The organism is Rhizobium sp. UBA1881 (assembly GCF_002338015.1).
Classification (GTDB): domain Bacteria; phylum Pseudomonadota; class Alphaproteobacteria; order Rhizobiales; family Rhizobiaceae; genus Rhizobium.
In genome coordinates this window covers 1-16,634 of the sequence record NZ_DDHH01000097.1, presented here as the reverse complement: position 1 = coordinate 16,634, position 16,634 = coordinate 1, and the positions used below count along the sequence as shown (strand labels likewise).

Annotated in this window: 18 protein-coding genes; 10 read left to right on the top strand and 8 right to left on the bottom strand. The window is 61.6% G+C overall.

The features are described 5' to 3' along the window. Positions 1–86: 86 nt before the first annotated feature. The 3 genes from B3605_RS12330 to B3605_RS12320 form a co-directional block, all read right to left on the bottom strand. Positions 87–1,034 carry a 2-hydroxyacid dehydrogenase gene (locus B3605_RS12330; RefSeq protein WP_112945749.1) on the bottom strand — a complete coding sequence of 316 codons (948 nt, stop codon included), beginning with the start codon at positions 1,032–1,034 and terminating at the stop codon, positions 87–89. 56 nt (positions 1,035–1,090) lie between these two features. After that, positions 1,091–2,113, bottom strand: a complete 1,023-nt coding sequence (locus tag B3605_RS12325; protein WP_018901930.1) for a LacI family DNA-binding transcriptional regulator — start codon at positions 2,111–2,113, stop codon at positions 1,091–1,093. Positions 2,114–2,249: 136 nt separating this feature from the next. Then, positions 2,250–2,762 (bottom strand): MarR family winged helix-turn-helix transcriptional regulator, encoded by a 513-nt coding sequence (locus tag B3605_RS12320; RefSeq protein ID WP_026283624.1) that lies wholly within the window; start codon positions 2,760–2,762, stop codon positions 2,250–2,252. Between the two features lie 184 nt (positions 2,763–2,946). Here B3605_RS12320 and B3605_RS12315 point away from each other — a divergent pair, with 184 nt between their 5' ends. From B3605_RS12315 to cysE, 6 genes are all read left to right on the top strand, one after another. Beyond that, positions 2,947–3,738, top strand: coding sequence for a creatininase family protein (locus B3605_RS12315; RefSeq protein ID WP_112945750.1), 792 nt, complete (start codon positions 2,947–2,949; stop codon positions 3,736–3,738). Between the two features lie 72 nt (positions 3,739–3,810). Beyond that, positions 3,811–4,137 carry a type II toxin-antitoxin system Phd/YefM family antitoxin gene (locus tag B3605_RS12310; RefSeq protein WP_112945751.1) on the top strand — a complete coding sequence of 109 codons (327 nt, stop codon included), beginning with the start codon at positions 3,811–3,813 and terminating at the stop codon, positions 4,135–4,137. Continuing rightward, positions 4,134–4,532, top strand: a complete 399-nt coding sequence (locus B3605_RS12305) for a type II toxin-antitoxin system VapC family toxin (RefSeq protein WP_112945752.1) — start codon at positions 4,134–4,136, stop codon at positions 4,530–4,532. The genes B3605_RS12310 and B3605_RS12305 overlap by 4 nt, the downstream gene beginning before the upstream one ends. Positions 4,533–4,649: 117 nt before the next feature. Further along, on the top strand, positions 4,650–5,789 hold the full coding sequence (locus B3605_RS12300; RefSeq protein ID WP_112945753.1) for a CobW family GTP-binding protein: 1,140 nt from the start codon (positions 4,650–4,652) through the stop codon (positions 5,787–5,789). Further along, positions 5,789–6,778 carry a WD40 repeat domain-containing protein gene (locus B3605_RS12295; RefSeq protein ID WP_112945754.1) on the top strand — a complete coding sequence of 330 codons (990 nt, stop codon included), beginning with the start codon at positions 5,789–5,791 and terminating at the stop codon, positions 6,776–6,778. The genes B3605_RS12300 and B3605_RS12295 overlap by 1 nt, the downstream gene beginning before the upstream one ends. A 187-nt stretch (positions 6,779–6,965) precedes the next feature. After that, positions 6,966–7,775 carry a serine O-acetyltransferase gene (gene cysE / locus B3605_RS12290; protein ID WP_112945755.1) on the top strand — a complete coding sequence of 270 codons (810 nt, stop codon included), beginning with the start codon at positions 6,966–6,968 and terminating at the stop codon, positions 7,773–7,775. A 109-nt stretch (positions 7,776–7,884) separates the two neighbouring features. Here the strand turns inward: cysE and B3605_RS12285 are convergent, their stop codons facing one another. From B3605_RS12285 to B3605_RS25755, 3 genes are all read right to left on the bottom strand, one after another. Then, a complete protein-coding gene (locus B3605_RS12285) occupies positions 7,885–9,036 on the bottom strand; it encodes a GGDEF domain-containing protein (RefSeq protein ID WP_112945756.1) in 1,152 nt (383 codons plus the stop codon). 101 nt (positions 9,037–9,137) lie between these two features. Further along, the gene (locus B3605_RS12280) at positions 9,138–10,145 is read right to left on the bottom strand and encodes a serine hydrolase domain-containing protein (RefSeq protein WP_112945757.1); all 1,008 of its coding nucleotides are present in this window, start codon (positions 10,143–10,145) and stop codon (positions 9,138–9,140) included. A 94-nt stretch (positions 10,146–10,239) separates the two neighbouring features. Beyond that, positions 10,240–10,467, bottom strand: a complete 228-nt coding sequence (locus B3605_RS25755; protein WP_349677255.1) for a DUF6719 family protein — start codon at positions 10,465–10,467, stop codon at positions 10,240–10,242. Between the two features lie 610 nt (positions 10,468–11,077). Between B3605_RS25755 and B3605_RS12275 the strand changes: the two genes are divergently transcribed. After that, positions 11,078–11,212 carry a hypothetical protein gene (locus tag B3605_RS12275; protein WP_018901941.1) on the top strand — a complete coding sequence of 45 codons (135 nt, stop codon included), beginning with the start codon at positions 11,078–11,080 and terminating at the stop codon, positions 11,210–11,212. A gap of 136 nt (positions 11,213–11,348) precedes the next feature. On the opposite strand, the gene B3605_RS12270 is transcribed toward B3605_RS12275, so the two are convergent. Next, positions 11,349–11,939, bottom strand: coding sequence for a GNAT family N-acetyltransferase (locus B3605_RS12270; protein ID WP_111564899.1), 591 nt, complete (start codon positions 11,937–11,939; stop codon positions 11,349–11,351). 139 nt (positions 11,940–12,078) lie between these two features. Continuing rightward, complete coding sequence (odc2, locus tag B3605_RS12265; RefSeq protein WP_112945759.1) at positions 12,079–13,212, bottom strand: ornithine/lysine decarboxylase; 1,134 nt, start codon at positions 13,210–13,212, stop codon at positions 12,079–12,081. Positions 13,213–13,795: 583 nt separating this feature from the next. Here odc2 and B3605_RS12260 point away from each other — a divergent pair. The 3 genes from B3605_RS12260 (at position 13,796) to B3605_RS12250 (ending at position 16,561) form a co-directional block, all read left to right on the top strand. Beyond that, entirely contained in the window at positions 13,796–14,689 is an 894-nt protein-coding gene (locus tag B3605_RS12260) for a LysR family transcriptional regulator (RefSeq protein ID WP_018901946.1), read from the top strand. A 145-nt stretch (positions 14,690–14,834) separates the two neighbouring features. Continuing rightward, on the top strand, positions 14,835–15,476 hold the full coding sequence (locus B3605_RS12255) for a DUF1007 family protein (RefSeq protein ID WP_018901947.1): 642 nt from the start codon (positions 14,835–14,837) through the stop codon (positions 15,474–15,476). After that, positions 15,470–16,561: a nickel/cobalt transporter gene (locus tag B3605_RS12250; protein WP_112945760.1), complete on the top strand. Its 1,092-nt coding sequence runs from the start codon at positions 15,470–15,472 to the stop codon at positions 16,559–16,561. The genes B3605_RS12255 and B3605_RS12250 overlap by 7 nt, the downstream gene beginning before the upstream one ends. Positions 16,562–16,634: the final 73 nt, after the last annotated feature.

Below are 16,634 nucleotides of genomic sequence, written 5' to 3'. Positions count from 1 at the left end.
GTGCCGAGGATCTAAGCACGCATCCAAGAATGCAACGGGGATGGAGCAACCGCGAGGGCGGCCACAGAGCACCGCCCCAAAACCCATCACCCCTTGACGGGCGTCTCGGCCACAGGCGTCAGCGGCTTGCGGGCATCGAACCACCCAACGAGATTGTCGACCACCAGATCGGCCATAGCATTACGGGTCGGAACCGAGCCCGAGGCGAGATGCGGCAAGAGCACGGCGTTCGGCAGCGCCATCAGCGCCGCTGGAACGTTCGGTTCGTCGTAGAACACATCGAGACCGGCAGCACCCAAGGCACCCGAGGACAGCGTCTCGATCAGCGCATCCTCATCGACGGTCCAGCCGCGCCCGACATTGACGAATACGCCATCCGGCCCGAGCGCCTTCAGGATATCGGCATTGACGGTTCTGTGCGTCTGCGGCGTCTTCGGAACGATTGCGATCATCGTATCGACGGCTTCGGCGAGGCCCTCCAGCGTCGGATAGTGATCATAAGGCAGCGCCTCGTTGCGCGTGCGCGTGTGATAGCTGATCTTCACCTTGAACGGCTCCAGCCGCTTGGCGATCTCCTGGCCGATGCGGCCGAGACCGTAGAAGCCGACATGGCGGCCCTTCAGCGAGAAACGCGACAGCGGATAGCTCTGCCCCGGCTTCCAGTTGCCGGCGCGCAGCCAGTTTTCGGCGCGCGGAAATTCGCGGATGGTGTTGAGCAGCAGCCCGATCGCGGTATCGGCCACTTCGTCGTTGAGGACATCGGGGGTATTCGTGACGACGATACCCCTGGTCGCGGCATACCTGGCATCGACATTGTCATAGCCGACGCCGAAGCTGGAGATCAGCTCCAGATTGGACAGCGCATCGATATCGGCGGCGGAGAAGGTGCCAGATACGGCGACACCGCGAATACGGCCTGCGGTCTGCGCATCGAGCGACTTGGCGTCGGCCTCGATGACGTCAAAACCTTGCCGCAGGCGCGCCAGAACGCGCTCGTGCATTTTCCCCGGAACGAGAACAGCGGTACGGGACATTGCTTTTCCTCTTCGATTTGTCGCGCGCCCTTGATGACTTGGGATGAAGGGCGGGATTATGACCGGGGCCGGAAGGGGCTGGTCGATTGGCGGATGCGCATCTCGGGCTTGATGAGATGGATGCCGTCGGGTTCGTGGCTGCCGGCGAGGCGATCGAGAAGCGCGCGGGCGGCGAGCCGGCCGACTTCGGCCTGGCCGTTCCACACGGTTGTCAGCGCCGGCATCGAGATCGACGCCTCCTCGAGATCGTCATAACCGGTAACGGAAATATCGGTGCCGGGCACCAGACCTGCGCGGGCAATGCCGTTCATGAGGCCGATGGCGACCAGATCGTTCCAGCAGACGGCGGCCGTGGGCTTCTGCGGCAGCGACAGGAAATGCACCGCCGCCTCGAAGCCGCCCTGCATAGAGCGGGGGCCGGGAATGCGCAGGCCGGGATCGACCTCGATCTCTGCCTTGCGCAGCGCATTCACATAACCCTGGTAGCGGTCGCGGCCGGTGGACGTCTGGTCGGTGCCGCCGATCATGGCGATCGAGCGGTGGCCGAGGCCGATCAGATGATTGGTGGCAAGCGAGATGCCGTAGCTGTCGTCGCCGCGATAGGTCGGCAGCTCCGATCCGTCCATGGAGCGGGCGACGAGAATGGCCGGCATGCCGTTATCTTCGGCAAGCTGCATGTCCTCCGGCGGCGTGCCGATCGCCGGCGACATGATGACGCCATCGCCGCCGAGCTGCAGCAGCGTCTCGATGAAGGTGCGCTGCTTTTCGACGGAATCGTAATGGTTGGAGAGAATGAAGGTGTGCCGGCTGCGGTCGAGCTCGCTTTCGATCGCCTTCAGGATTTCCCCGTAGAACGGGTTCATGATGTCGTGCACGACGACGCCGATGATGCCCGAGCGCGAGGTGCGCAGGCTGGCCGCGCGGCGATTGTAGATATAGCCGAGCGCGCGCGCCTGCTCCTTGATCTTGTCGCGGGTGGCGCCGGCGACCAGCGGACTGTCGCGAAGCGCAAGGGATACGGTTGCGGTGGAAATGCCGAGCGTTTCGGCGATCGTCGAAAGCTTGATCTTCTGCGCCACTGTGCCTCCCGGATCGCGCGGAAGGACTGTGACGCGCGATGAACATATGCACCCGGCCAGCTGTGAGCCGAGCGTCCTTAAAATGTTTAATTAAAAGATTAAACCGGAGCAGGCAATTTCTAATTTCACAAAACCGTCAGATTTCATCCGGCTCGTCGAGCACGATGGCATCGGCCTGCAGATTGCCGTCGATCGCCTTCAAAAGCCGCACCAGATTGCGGATTTCCTTCTCGGAAAAGTCGAGTGTCGCCAGCCGGTCGCAGGCGGTCGCGGCCTGCTCGATGGCAGCAACACTGCCACGGCCGAGATCGGTGAGATAGACCTTGGTGAGGCGCGCGTCGTCGGCATCGGCCTTGCGCTCGAGAAAGCCCTGCGCCTCCATGCGGCCGATCGTGCGCGTCATGGTCGGCGCCTTGACGCCAAGCTTGTGCGCCAGCGCCCCTGCCGTCATGCCGTCGCTTTCGGCGAGAGACGTGATGACGCCATCCTGCCCGGCATAGAGCCCGCTCTCCAGAAGGTTGCGGGAGAGCACGGTGCGCATCGAGCGGGCGGCCTGCGTCAAAGCCGGAGAAAGATCGACCACCGTATACTCGGTCTGGTCCTTCTTCTTCGACTTCTGCTTCTTGCCGTCCTTGTGCTTCTTACCCATTGCCGTCCCTTTGATCTTGCCGCGCCCTGCCCCAATTGAGGTTGAGAGGGACGGCAACAGTTTCATTTGGCGCCTAAGCCTTCCTCCAAATCCATTTTGATTTAAAGGCTTATGCATTAAGCATTGAGATCGTTGCGTTATGACATTGCGCATGATCTCGTCATAAACAAGAGGCCTTAGCCGGATGAACGCGCCAGCGACCGAGTTCGACGACCACGATCCGCAATTTTCTGGTGCGGAGCGCGAGCGGCACATCGTTGTCCTGCCGCTCGGCGCCCATGAACAGCACGGCCCCCACCTTCCCTTCGACACCGACACGCTGATCGCCGACGGCATCGTTAGCAGGCTCAAAACCGCGCTTCCCAAAACGCTTCCGGTAACCTTCCTGCCGACGGAATCAGTCGGCTACTCAATCGAGCATATGGATGTGACAGGAACACAAACGCTGACCTACGGCGAGGCGATCGAACGCTGGCTCGGCATCGCCGAGAAAATGTCGCAACAGGGCATCCGCAAATTCGTCATGCTCAACGCTCATGGCGGCAATTCTCCACTGATGACCGTTGTCGCGACAGAAGCCCGCGTGCGCTTCAACATGCTCGCCGTCGCCACCAGCTGGACCCGCTTCGGCCTGCCCGATGGGGTGATCTCGCCGGAAGAAAGGGCGATCGACATCCACGGCGGCGATATCGAGACCTCGGTGATGCTGGCGTTGCACCCGGAGAAGGTGGACATGGCCAAGGCCGAGAACTTCCCTTCCCGCCAATCCGACTTCGCTGCCCGCTACAAGCACCTGCGCGCCTACGGCCAGCACGCCTTCGGCTGGAAGATGTCGGACCTCAACGACAAAGGCGTCGCCGGCAACGCCGCCAAGGCAACGGCCGCAAAGGGCGAGGCGCTGATCGCCCACGCGGTAAAGGGCCTGGTGGAATTGCTGCAGGATGTGGATGCCTTCGACGTCGACGCGCTGACATAGCGGGCCGCTTGTATCGGCCCGGTGTTTTCATCATATTGATTGTAATCGCAGTGGCTCACCAAGGAGGCCCGCATGCGCATTTCCGTGAAAGAGGCCGAAGGACAGCTTACAGAATTGGTCCGCCTTGCCAATCAGGGCGAAGAGATCGTGTTAACGCAGGACGGCCAGCCCGCCGCTCGAATTGAGGCGGCAACCACATTCATCGATGATCCGGTCAAGCGGGAACAGTTCATTCAGCGCCTGCGGAACGACGCCACAAGGCCACCACTCAGCCGTGAGGAGAAGTCCCGGCTGATCAGCAGGTTGCGCGAGGAGATAAGGCAGAAGAACCTGCCGCCTGGTCCGGATGCCGCTCACAGCCAGGATTTTCTCTACGACGAAGACGGCTTGCCCAAGTGATTGCCGTCGACACCTCGGCTTTGATTGCGATATTGGCGGAAGAACGCCTGGGGCCATCCTGCCTCGACACATTCGAAAGCGCGGAACTGATCCTGATTTCAGCTGGAACGGTGGTCGAGGCATCGATCGTTGCTGCGCGGAGAGGATTTTCGGAGGAGATGAAAGAACTTCTTGCTTCCGCCGCTGTGCAGATAATCGACGTCACACCAGGACGCGCAGAACTCGCGGCAGCCGCCTACCGTTCGTGGGGCAAGAACTTCCATTCCGCCTCGCTTAACTTCGGTGATTGCTTCTCCTACGCAACGGCCAAGGAATTCAATTGCCCCCTGCTTTTCATCGGCAACGACTTCGCCCAGACCGATATCCCGTCGGCGATCGCGGCCTCCACATCCTAATGTGATCTTATAACATACGAATCCCTTTGAACTGCCGCGCCGCACCCCTTATATGAGACGACGAATTTGAAAGGCCCGGGACAAAACCCGAGCAAGCCCCCACCTATCGAGGTTCTCATGACCGACGCTCTCCAGACGCAACCCAAGCCCATCCCCGTCACCGTTCTCACCGGCTACCTCGGCGCCGGCAAGACGACGCTGTTGAACCGCATCCTGACGGAAGCGCATGGCAAGAAGTATGCCGTCATCGTCAACGAGTTCGGCGAGATCGGCATCGACAATGACCTCATCGTCGAATCCGACGAAGAGATCTACGAGATGAACAACGGCTGCGTCTGCTGCACGGTGCGCGGCGACCTGATCCGCGTCGTCGAAGGCCTGATGCGCCGTCCCGGCCGTTTCGACGGCATCATCGTCGAGACGACCGGCCTTGCCGATCCGGTGCCTGTTGCCCAGACCTTCTTCATGGATGACGACGTCCGCGCCAAGACCGAGCTCGATGCCGTGGTCGCCCTCGTCGATGCCAAGCACCTGCCGCTGCGCCTGAAGGATAGCCGCGAGGCCGAAGACCAGATCGCTTTCGCCGACGTCGTGCTGATCAACAAGACCGACCTCGTCACCCCGGAAGAGCTGGCGCAGATCGAAGACGTCGTTCGCGCCATCAACCCGTCCGCCCGCGTCTACAAGACCAGCCGCTCCGGCGTCGATCTCGCCCGCGTGCTCGACCAAGGCGCCTTCAACCTGGAACGCGCGCTCGAAAACGACCCGCACTTCCTCGACCACGATCACCCCGACCATGTCTGCGGTCCCGATTGCGGCCACGACCATGGCCACCATCACCATGCGCACGACCATGATCACGATCATCACCACCATGATCATGACCACGGGCACGATCATCACCATGATCACGGGCACGACCACCATCACCATGGCGCCGTCTCCCCGATCCATGACGTGACGGTGCAGTCGGTGTCGCTGCGCGGCGGCGAGATGAATCCGGATCGCTTCTTCCCCTGGATCCAGAAGATCACCCAGACGCAGGGCCCGAACATCCTGCGCCTAAAGGGCATCATCGCGTTTAAGGGCGATGCCGAGCGCTACGTTGTTCAGGGCGTGCACATGATCATCGAAGGCGACCACCAGCGTGCCTGGAAGGACGGCGAGAAGCGCGAGACGCGTCTCGTCTTCATCGGCCGCGAGCTTGACCGCGAAAAGCTCGAAGCCTCCTTCAAGGCGTGCGAGGCCTCTGCCTGATGCCGACTGTTGCCCCGTTTGATATCGACGGCCATATCCTGGCCGTCGAATTTTTAGGTGATACCCCCTTCTTCGCCAGCGCCACCGGCACGTTTCACCGGCTGGATGGCTCGGAGAAGGTCACCGAAGCCCATCAGGGCATGCTCACCTGCATCCGCGATCCCTATAGCGAAAGCCTGATCTCGGGCGGCGAAGACGGCAAGGTGCTGCGGATTGCCGCCGATGGCAGCGTCACCGAGTTGGCGCATGCGCCGCGCAAGTGGATCTCGCAGCTCGCCGCCGGCCCGCAGGGCGCCATCGCCTATTCCCACGGCAAGAGCGCGATCGTTCGCCTTTCTGACGGCACCACCCGCGAATTCACCGAGGAACGCACCGTCGAAGGCCTCGCCTTCGCGCCCAAGGGCATGCGCGTCGCCGCCGCCCGCTATAATGGCGTCTCGCTGCATTGGGTGGCGGGCGACGCCAAGCCTGTCGATCTCGAATGGAAGGGCGCCCACACAGGCGTCACCTTCTCGCCGGATGGCAACTTCCTCGTCACGACAATGCAGGAAAACGCGCTGCACGGCTGGAAGCTCGACATCAAGCCCGGCTCCGAAGCCCGCCACATGCGCATGACCGGCTACCCCGCCAAGGTGAAGTCGCTCTCCTGGTCGGCCAAGGGCAAGTGGCTCGCCTCATCAGGCGCCCCGGCCGCCATCGTCTGGCCCTTCCAGGGCAAGGACGGCCCGATGGGCAAGGCGCCGCTCGAACTCGGCACCCGCGCCAACATCATGGCGACATCGGTCAAGTTCCACCCGGCCGAGGACATTCTCGCCATCGGCTTCATCGACGGCATGATCCTCGCCGTTCGCCTCGCCGACAGCAAGGAAGCGCTGATCCGCCGCCCCGGCAAGGGTGCGATTACCGCCATGAGCTGGAGCAAGAACGGCAAGCTTCTGGCCTTCGCTTCGGAAGCCGGCGATTGCGGCGTGGTCGATATCGCCGCCTAAAGCATGTCGCGCAAAAGTGTGCAGCGGTTTTGCGGCACCGATATGCGACAGAACAAAAACTTAAAGCGTGACGAGCGAATCCGAAGGGTCGCGACACGCTTTAAGAGACATATCCCGAGACTAAACACCGGTTTCGGGATAAGACACGCTTGAAAACAATTGGCGTGAAAACAGAGAGCTGAGCCAGATGTCGCAGACCAGAACCGCCATCGCCGAAACCGCAGCCGCCAACGATGCCTCGGCATGGGTGTTGATCCGCGCCGAGGCCCTGGCGCTGTGCGAACGCGAACCGGTGCTGCGGCCTCTTTTGACATCGCAGGTGATCGAGGCTGCGGATAGCGCGACGATCGTTGCCCGCGTGCTCGCCGCGCGTCTCTCTCGCGCCGATGTCGATACGGCGGCTCTGACGACGCTTCTCCAGGAGACGCTGACCCCTGATATCCTCACCGAGGTCCAGGCCGACCTGATGGCGGTGCGCAAGCGCGATCCGGCCTGCACGACCTATCTGCATGCGCTGCTCAATCTGAAGGGCTTTCACGCCCTGCAGATCCACCGCGCCGCCCACAAATTGTGGAACGACGGCCGCGTCGAGATCGCCAGCTGGCTTGCTAATCTCGCCTCGCTGGTCTTCGGCCCGGACATCCACCCGGCCGCGAGGATCGGCTCCGGCATCATGCTCGACCACGGCTCCGGCATCGTCATTGGCGAAACGGCTGTCATCGAGGACGAAGTCTCTATCCTCCAGGGCGTCACGCTCGGCGGTACCGGCAAGGAAACCGGAGACCGCCACCCGAAGATCCGCCGCGGTGTGATGATCGGCGCCGGCGCCAAAATCCTCGGCAATATCGAGATCGGCGCCTTTAGCAAGGTGGCGGCCGGCAGCGTGGTGGTGAAGCCGGTTCCAGCCCATTGCACGGTGGCGGGCGTTCCGGCAGCGGTGGTGCGCATCCATTCGGCCAGCGAAATCCCCGCCGAAAGCATGGATCAGAATATCTGAGTTCGGGCTAGAGCAATTTCAGCAAAAGTGCAGCGCGGTTTTGCGTCCGGAATTGCGTAATAACAAATAGATAGAGCATTTTTGCGTTTCGAAGAAACGCGGAAATGCTCTAGGCCGCCTGCGCCGGCGATGCCTCCACCCGGTCGCGGCCCCGCCGCTTGGAAGCGTAGAGTGCCGTATCGGCCCGCTCCAGGAGCTTCTTGAAGTCGATATCTGGGCCGTGGCAGGCAGCGACGCCGATGCTGAGCGTCGGAAGCGACGCGAATAGCGCCATCGCCGAAACCTGCTCCGAGAATGCCAGCCGCATCCGCTCGGCGACGGCAATCGCCCCATCCTCGGCGGTATTCTTCAGCACCACGAGAAACTCGTCGCCGCCGTGGCGCGACAGGAGATCATCGGGCCGCAATACGCTGCGCGCAGCACTTGAAAACAGCCGGAGCACATCGTCCCCGACAAGATGGCCGTGCTGGTCGTTCAGCTGCTTGAAATGATCGATATCGACCACCAGGAGCGCCAACGCGTGGGCACCGCGCACCGGCAGCCGCTGCGCCAGCCCGCCACGATTGAGCGCTCCCGTCAGCGGATCATGATGCGCCAGCGCAATCAGTTCGCTCCTGTTGCGCTCGGCCGCCATCAGCACGATCAGCATGCTGCGCAGCGCCAGGAAAATGACCGCCGTCGATGCCATCCAGCTATGGGCGACGGTGGCGCCATAAGGGTCGGGACCCGCAATCTCGCCCGTTGCCGCCATGACGCTGCGCACCAGGAAAATCGCCGCCGTCGGCAGATAAAGCCATGCCAGCAACCCCGCCGAGAAAAGCTTCTCGCGCCTGTAGATGCCGATCCCCTCGCGCAGCACCGCCAGATCGCACAGGCAGCAGATGGCCGAGACATAGAGCAGCCGCGTCGACACAGACATATCGCCTGATGGTAGAGCCGCGACCGGGAGGCTGATGCAGACCAGCGCCAGCGCGCAGGCAAGCATCGACACCGGCCGGCCGGCGAGCACGCGGATGGCGAAGAACGACAGCAGGTAGCCGGCGATGGTCAGCACATTGCCCAGCTGGATCGACAGCACATAGGGGATGAAATTGCGCAGGCAGACGAGCAGCGTGCCGACGCCGAGCACCAGATAGCTGGCGCCCCACCAGGCCGGCCAGCGGCCGAACCGCCCGGTCCAATAGCTCACCATATGCGCGCTTCCGAGAACCAGCAGCGTCATGGCGGAGACGACGTAGATCGTCCGCAGATCCAAAATCATGTACGCGCCTCCAATCCACCGGCGCGGACACACTACGAGATCGCTATTGCGGTTTGATTGTGAGGCTTGGTCGCATTTTAACCAATGCGCTGAAAGCCCGCTCAGACAGGGCGTGCGGCGGCGATGATCTCGGAGAGAAACCCGTGCAGCGCATCGCGATAGCCTGTTCTCGCCGAGGGGCCGTTTTCGTCGGACGTCATCACGACGGTGAGCTTCAGCGACGGCACGATGTAGAGCATCTGGCCGCCATAGCCCCAGCCGAAATGCACCTGTTCGCCACCGATCTGCCGCGAGAACCAGCCATAGCCGTAGTCATCGCCCGAGAAGCGCGAATTGGTGCGATGCTGCCAAGACTGGGCGACCCAATCGGCGGGAACGACCTGCGTGCCATCTGGAGCCTTGCCGCCGTTGCGATAGAGCTCGCCGAAGGCAAGCAGCGAGCGAGCGGTCATCGCCATCTGGTTGCCGCCGAGGTAGATCCCCTGCGGATCCCGCTCCCATGCGCCGATGCGAAAACCATCGACGGGGGCCAGCCACTCCCGCGCCAAGGCGAGCGTCGATTTCCCGCCGACCTTGGTCAGGATCGCCGAGAGCAGATGCGTCGAGGCTGTGGAATAGAGCATCTGCCCGCCCGGCGCATCGGCGAACGGCTGCGCGAGCGCGAACCGCACCCAGTTGCGCGACGACACGAAGCGCCCGTAATCGGGGCCCGACAGGCGACCAAGCCCCGCCTGCATCGAGAGCAGATTGCCGATGGTGATCTGACCGAGCCTCGGGTCCGGATTATCGGGCAGGTCGGCCTTCAGGATCGGCGCGATCTTCTGATCCGGCCCTTCCAGCAGGCCTTTCTCAATGGCGATGCCGACAAGGCTCGAGATGATCGACTTGGAGGCCGACTTGATGTTGACGGACTCACCGGTCGAATGCCCGCGATAGCCATGCTCGGCGATGATCTCGCCATCCCTGGCGACAACGACAGCCTTCAGCGGCCGCAACTCCTCGCGCGACGCGCCGCCATCAAGCAGCGTGGCAACCGGGTTGGCCTGCTGCGCGAAGGCGATAGCTGGCGTGAGCGACAGGATGAGGAGAAGGGCGAGGCGCTTGATCATGCGCCATTATCTATGACGGGCGGCCGATCAAATCATCGGCCGTCCCTTCAAACTCACATGGATGTGAAACCTTATGATCGCGCTTGGCTCAAGGTCACTGATGCACGCATCGGCGTGACACTGAGGGCCGCTTTTGCGCCTTGGTGAATTTCGCAATCATCCCCGCCGGACATTTTTTGTCGTCGAAGAGCACGGATTCTCCCGGTGCCATCGTCTCGGCCGTCGGCTTCGCCGTCACCGTCTTGATCGCTGCAAAGGAAGTCGACGCGCCGGCAAGCGACAGCAGGCAGGCGCAGGAAATGGAAAGAAGTAGAGACCGCATCATAGGTTCGCCCTCACGTATTAGTGATCACTAAAATACATTCCTACGGAATCGCGCCAGCGGCAAGTCATCCGATCGGCAGGCAGCAGGAATATCCGCGCGCGGTCTGTCCGCGGCGGTGAAAAAGGGGAGAAGGCAGGCGGTCGAGGTATGGTGTAGTGGATGTCAGGCTGGTCCGCCTGCCCGATCGTTTCAGGCTTTCCGGCTTCATCAGACCGACAGGAGCGTCTCTCGATCTGGCGTCCCCGGACGAATCATTTGCCCTGACGGCATCCGATTCGACCTTTCGCGACCGTCATCGAGCGCCGAATTATGAACGGAGACCGAACCGGTTCATGAACCCGGCTCCCTGCTCGATGACGCGTTCATGATGTGCCGAGCCTACGCCATGGGGATGATTCTCGCCCATATTTTCATCCATATGATTGTTTTTTCTGCATTTTATTAGAACGAAAAGTGAATTTCTTCCCCATAAAGGCGAAGCTGCAGTGTTGCTAAAATATCGTTAAAATTTACCGTCACAGTTTTTTGTTCATCTGGCGTTCAGAAAACTCTTGGGAAAGCCGACTTTTGCGCTCACATTAGATACCAGAGAACTAGGAGTGCATGAATGATTCTTAAGGCCACAGCCGCAGCGACCATATTCGCGGTCTATGCTTTCACGATGTTTTTCATCGCCGCCATACCGGACAATATCGTACAGACTGCCGGGACACAGCTGGTCGACGCAAGCGTCGTCAAGTAAGCGCCGCTAGAAAACGGCGAAGCGAATACAGAGGGGATAATAGTCCGCCGGCTCTTCCGGCGCCCCTTCAAACTGATTTCCTGAAACTGGAAATGAAACAAAAAAGCCCCTCCCTTTAGGGGAGAGGCTTAGCCGGTCAGGCCGCCCTGCGGATCGGCGCGCTGGCCAGCATCCGCCCCGTGGGCACGATCATGCCGGCCGCGCCGTCAAGCCAGCCCTCGACAAGCTCGAGCGCCAGAAAGCGCGAGCGTTCGAACGGACCGGGCATGACGAGATGCTGAGCCTTTGCGGCGAAGAAGCCGAAACGCTCGTAATAGGGGGCATCGCCCACAAGCAGGATTGCGCCGTGACCACGGGTCTTGGCTTCCAGCATGGCGGCTCGCATCAGAGCCGAGCCGACACCCTTGCCCTCGAAGCTGGAATCGACCGCCAGCGGTCCAAGCAGCAGCGCGTCGATGGCAGTACCATCGGCATTGACGCCGGCTTCGACGTTCCACAGGCGCACGGTGCCGATGACGTGACCGTCGCGATCACGCGCAACCAGCGCCAGGCCTTCGGCCGGCACGCGGCCACGGCGGATCTTTTCCGACGACTTGCGGCGGCGGTTCGGGCCCATGGCGCGATCGAGCAGGTTCTCGCGCGCAACGACATCGCCGGCATTTTCGGCGTCGATGGTGAAAATGGAATGCGCAAAGAATGCGCGGACAGAATCAAGAACAGCGGCCATCGTGGCCTCCCGAACTCAAAACCGTTTCAAACGGTATCGTCAGATCATTGTGAGGGTGCCGCCCCGGCTGGCTACGGGGCGAGCGTGGTCTTTACTGGCACATAAGCCTTTCTCGGATCTGCGATCCGAGGGTCATGTGCTAGATAATATAGGCCTTCAGCGGCTCGAAGCCGTTGAACGCGACCGCCGAATAGGTGGTCGTGTAGGCGCCGGTGCCTTCGATCAGGATCTCGTCGCCGATCGAAAGGGTGAGCGGCAGCGGGTAGAGATTCTTTTCGTACAGCACGTCGGCGGAATCGCAGGTCGGGCCGGCGATGATGCAGGGCTCCATTTCGTCGCCGTCGCGCTCGGTGCGGATCGGGTAACGAATGGCTTCGTCCATCGTTTCGGCCAGACCGCCGAACTTGCCGATGTCGAGGAACACCCAGCGAGCGGCATCGTTGTCCGACTTCTTCGAGATCAGCACGACTTCCGTCTTGATGACGCCAGCATTGCCGACCATGCCGCGGCCCGGCTCGATGATCGTCTTCGGCAGGTTGTTGCCGAAGTGGTCACGAAGGCTCTGGTAGATCGCACGACCGTAAGCTTCCGCCGACGGAACGTCGCGCAGGTACTTAGTCGGGAAGCCGCCGCCCATGTTGACCATCTGCAGGTGGATGCCCTGCTTGGCCAGCTGAACGAAGACGCGCTTGGCATCGGCAAGAGCCGAATCCCAGGCATCGACCTTGGTCATCTGCGAACCGACGTGGAACGACACGCCGTAGGACTCGAGGCCCAGCTGATGCGCGTAGACGAGAACGTCGACGGCCATCTGCGGCACGCAGCCGAACTTGCGCGACAGCGGCCATTCGGCGCCTTCGCCATCGGTGAGCACGCGGCAGAACACGCGGGCGCCGGGAGCGGCACGCGCGATCTTCTCGACTTCCTCGTGGCTGTCGACGGCAAAGAGGCTGACGCCGAGCGCATGCGCGCGGGCAACGTCGCGTTCCTTCTTGATCGTGTTGCCGTAGGAGATACGGGCAGCGGTCGCACCGGCATTGAGCGCCATTTCGATTTCGGCGACGGACGCGCAATCGAAGTTGGAGCCCATGTCGGCGAGCAGCTTCAGAACTTCTGGAGCCGGGTTTGCCTTGACGGCATAGTAGATGGCGCTGTCAGGCATGGCGTGACGGAAAGCGGAGAAATTGTCGCGCACGACGTCGAGGTCGACCACGAGGCAGGGACCGTCGGGACGTCGGGTTGCGAGAAAGTCGCGGATGCGCTGAGTGGTCATATCGATTCCCTTTTCAATTCCAGAGCTCCGGAAAAACCGGAGGACAAAGGGCAGCCGATCACTCGCATAGGAACCAGCCGGTGGAGACCCCGGAACCTTAGCAAGCGCTCGAATGCGCGAATGATGAATCAACGCCGCGAAAGCGACATGGATTCGGCTTTGTCTGCCATGGATTGGAGGGGATTCCCTACCGCACTTCCGGCAATGAAGGTGTGCCTCTTCAGTAACCCCCGCTGATGGAAAGCAGGGAGAGAACAAAAAGGCCCGCACCGTCGTTGCTTCAGGCGTCCTCGCATTTTCCGGTTGGCCGGAATAGCGACTGGAGGGGTTAATTCCAGGTACCTTACCGATTTCCTCACCAATTCGAGGGTTCGGCGGACACCCATGGGCACGTGCGACTTTGGGCTGAGGTCGAAATAAGAATATTCGCGGTCATAATCAAGAGTTTTTTTGGGGTTGCGCAAAAAAACGAAAAGCGCCAGCCCAAATGCGTGGACCTATTGCCGCATGAACACCGCGCTTGCCTTTGCTGTAGGATTATCTGATTGATATTCCGGATATAAATCAGGACCGCAAAGCACTCATGGACACCCTCACCCGCATCCGCGCCTTCATCGACGTCGTCGAAGCCGAGGGTTTTTCCGCTGCCGCCCGCAAGACCGGCCGGTCCAAGGCGCTGCTGTCCAAATATGTCCGCGAGCTCGAGGATGAGCTTGGCGCGCTGCTTTTGAACCGCACCACCCGCCAGTTCTCGATGACCGAGGCCGGCCACACCTATTATCGCACCGCTTCCGACATCCTGAAAGAGATCGACAACCTTGCCGATCTCGTGCGCGAGAACAATGCGCAGCTGAAGGGCAAGCTGAAAATCTCGGTGCCGCGCACTTATGTCGACGCCGATGTCGGCCAGTCGCTGATCGATTTCGCCCGCGAAAACCCGGATCTCCAGCTTGAAATCTCCGCCGACGACCGCTTCGTCGACCTGATCGAGGAGGGCTTCGACGTGGCGATCCGCGTGACGAAGCTCGAGGATTCCGGCATGATCGCCCGCAAGATCTCGGATTTCCGCATTCATCTCTGCGCCACGCCGGAGTTTCTGGAGCGTCACCCGCAATTGCAGAACCCGGCCGATCTCTCCAACGTGCCGTTCATCATCGACACAAACTCGCGCAGCCAGGGCAGCATCCGCTTTCAGAACCCCGACGGCACCTCGTTTGCCGTCGCAGTCTCCGGCCCGATCGAGGTCAACAGCCCGCATGCGACGCTGCGCGCCGCACTGTCAGGCATCGGCATCGCCTTCATTCCCGATTTCATCGCCCGCAAGCCGATCGAGAGCGGCGAACTGGTGACGCTGTTCAACGACTATATCGCCACCGATCGCGGCATCTACGCGGTCTATCCGCACCGCCGCTACCTGCCGGCCAAGGTGCGCATTTTCGTCGACTATCTTCACAATTGGTTCAAGAAGCACCCCTAAGCCGGAACCACACAATTCCGGTCCCAATTCGGTCCCATTTTCCGGCAAGATCGCAGCAACTGATTTGGGCCGCCCCACCCGGATTTATCGCCTCTCCGGCATTTAAATTTTTGGCCCGAACTCTAGAGATGAAGTTAGCGGACGCATGAAGATATCGACTTTCCTGACGGCCGGCTTTCTGACGCTTGTGCCCGCCGCAGCCTTCGCGCATCCGCATATCTTCGTGGAGGCCCGCCTTGAAGTCGTCGCCGGCGATGACGGCAATATAGCGGAGTTCCGCAACGTCTGGCGCTTCGACGAGGTCTTCACCTCCTCCGTCGTCATGGATTTCGACAAGAACACCGACCTGAAGCTGGAGCCGAACGAGCTCGCCGAAGTCGGCAAGACGGTCCGCGATTCGCTGGCCGACTATGATTACTACATGAACCTGACGATGAACGGGAAGAACATCACGGTTCAGAAGCCCGACATCATCCATGTCGATTACCGCGACGGCCAGCTCTTGATGTTCTTCGCCGTCAAGCCGGTCGAGAAGATGCCGCTCAAGGGCAACCTCACCTTCGGCGTCTACGATCCGACGCTCTACACCTCGATCGACTTTCCGACCGACAAGGAGATGATCCTCGTCGGCGACGCCTTCAAGGCCTGCAAGCACCAGGTGGTCAGGCCCGACGCCGACCAGGTGATCTCGCAGAACAAGCAATCACTGACCGACGCCTTCTTCAACGATCCGACCGGCACCAACATGTCGAAGCTCTTTGCCACCAAGCTGGACGTCACATGCTGAGGCGCAAGCCCACGCTGCTGCTCTACGCTGCCGGCCTGCTACTGCTCACCGGCCTCGCCGCCGCGCACGCGCAATCGCCGCTCGGCATCGGCACGGCGGAGCCGAGCTTCCAGCCCTCCGGCGGCCCGCTGGCGCCGCTCTTTCTCTACATCAATCACGAACAGCAGGCCTTCTACCGCGCGCTAACCAACGCGCTGAAGGCGATGCGACAGGATCCCTGGCATCTCGGCACGCTGGTTGGCCTGTCGTTTGCTTATGGTGTTTTCCACGCCGCCGGCCCCGGCCACGGCAAGGCCGTCATCTCCTCCTACATGATCGCCAACGAGATCGAGCTGAAGCGCGGCGTCGCCATTTCCTTCGTCTCGGCCTTCGTCCAGGGAGTGGTGGCGATCCTGCTCGTCGGCGGCGCCTGGCTGGTGCTGCGCGGCTCAGGCATCACGCTCACCATGGCCACGCAGGCGATGGAGATCGCAAGCTTCGTCATGGTCATCCTCTTCGGCCTGTGGCTGTTGCTGCGCAAGCTGCGCGCCATCATCCCGGCTTTCCAGCCGAGGCAGGAAGCGCTGGCATCCGGCCCCGTCAGCATGATGCTCGACTGGCAGGACGCAGACCAGCGCGGCGAGAGCAGCTCCTACGCCTTCGGCGAAACCCAGGCCGCCAAGGCCGGCCACAAGTTCATTTCAGGCATGGCCTGCGAGACCTGCGGCCAGTCACACATGCCTGATCCCGCGATGCTAGGCGCGGAGAAATTCAGTATCCGCGAGGCCTGGTCGGCGATCGTCGCCGTCGGCCTGCGCCCCTGCTCCGGCGCCCTGCTGGTGCTCACCTTCTCCTTGCTGAATGGCCTCTATCTCGGCGGCGTACTCTCGGTCTTCGCCATGTCCCTCGGCACCGCCATCACCGTCGCCATCCTCGCGACGCTTGCCGTCACCGCCAAGGGCACCGCCATGCGCCTCGCTGGCCACGGCTCGCGCGTTTCGACCTGGGTGGGCAACGGCATCGAGCTGCTCGGTGCACTGCTTGTCATCGTGATGGGTGCGCTGTTGCTCGGCGCGTCGCTGCAGGGTGTGGGGTTTGGTGGGTAGGTTTGATTGGTGAGGGTCGTGCCGTGAGGCCCCCTCATCCGCCTGCCGGCACCTTCTCCCCAACGGGAGCCGT

What these genes read in the sequence shown, in the direction of transcription:
- B3605_RS12250 (WP_112945760.1), top strand. Translation starts at nt 15,470, where the DNA reads ATGCTGAGGCGCAAGCCCACGCTGCTGCTCTACGCTGCCGGCCTGCTA.
- B3605_RS12260 (WP_018901946.1), top strand. Translation starts at nt 13,796, where the DNA reads ATGGACACCCTCACCCGCATCCGCGCCTTCATCGACGTCGTCGAAGCC.
- odc2 (WP_112945759.1), bottom strand. Translation starts at nt 13,212, where the DNA reads ATGACCACTCAGCGCATCCGCGACTTTCTCGCAACCCGACGTCCCGAC.
- B3605_RS12330 (WP_112945749.1), bottom strand. Translation starts at nt 1,034, where the DNA reads ATGTCCCGTACCGCTGTTCTCGTTCCGGGGAAAATGCACGAGCGCGTT.
- B3605_RS12310 (WP_112945751.1), top strand. Translation starts at nt 3,811, where the DNA reads ATGCGCATTTCCGTGAAAGAGGCCGAAGGACAGCTTACAGAATTGGTC.
- B3605_RS12280 (WP_112945757.1), bottom strand. Translation starts at nt 10,145, where the DNA reads ATGATCAAGCGCCTCGCCCTTCTCCTCATCCTGTCGCTCACGCCAGCT.
- B3605_RS12295 (WP_112945754.1), top strand. Translation starts at nt 5,789, where the DNA reads ATGCCGACTGTTGCCCCGTTTGATATCGACGGCCATATCCTGGCCGTC.
- B3605_RS12270 (WP_111564899.1), bottom strand. Translation starts at nt 11,939, where the DNA reads ATGGCCGCTGTTCTTGATTCTGTCCGCGCATTCTTTGCGCATTCCATT.
- B3605_RS12320 (WP_026283624.1), bottom strand. Translation starts at nt 2,762, where the DNA reads ATGGGTAAGAAGCACAAGGACGGCAAGAAGCAGAAGTCGAAGAAGAAG.
- cysE (WP_112945755.1), top strand. Translation starts at nt 6,966, where the DNA reads ATGTCGCAGACCAGAACCGCCATCGCCGAAACCGCAGCCGCCAACGAT.
- B3605_RS12300 (WP_112945753.1), top strand. Translation starts at nt 4,650, where the DNA reads ATGACCGACGCTCTCCAGACGCAACCCAAGCCCATCCCCGTCACCGTT.
- B3605_RS12275 (WP_018901941.1), top strand. Translation starts at nt 11,078, where the DNA reads ATGATTCTTAAGGCCACAGCCGCAGCGACCATATTCGCGGTCTATGCT.
- B3605_RS12255 (WP_018901947.1), top strand. Translation starts at nt 14,835, where the DNA reads ATGAAGATATCGACTTTCCTGACGGCCGGCTTTCTGACGCTTGTGCCC.
- B3605_RS12315 (WP_112945750.1), top strand. Translation starts at nt 2,947, where the DNA reads ATGAACGCGCCAGCGACCGAGTTCGACGACCACGATCCGCAATTTTCT.
- B3605_RS12285 (WP_112945756.1), bottom strand. Translation starts at nt 9,036, where the DNA reads ATGATTTTGGATCTGCGGACGATCTACGTCGTCTCCGCCATGACGCTG.
- B3605_RS25755 (WP_349677255.1), bottom strand. Translation starts at nt 10,467, where the DNA reads ATGCGGTCTCTACTTCTTTCCATTTCCTGCGCCTGCCTGCTGTCGCTT.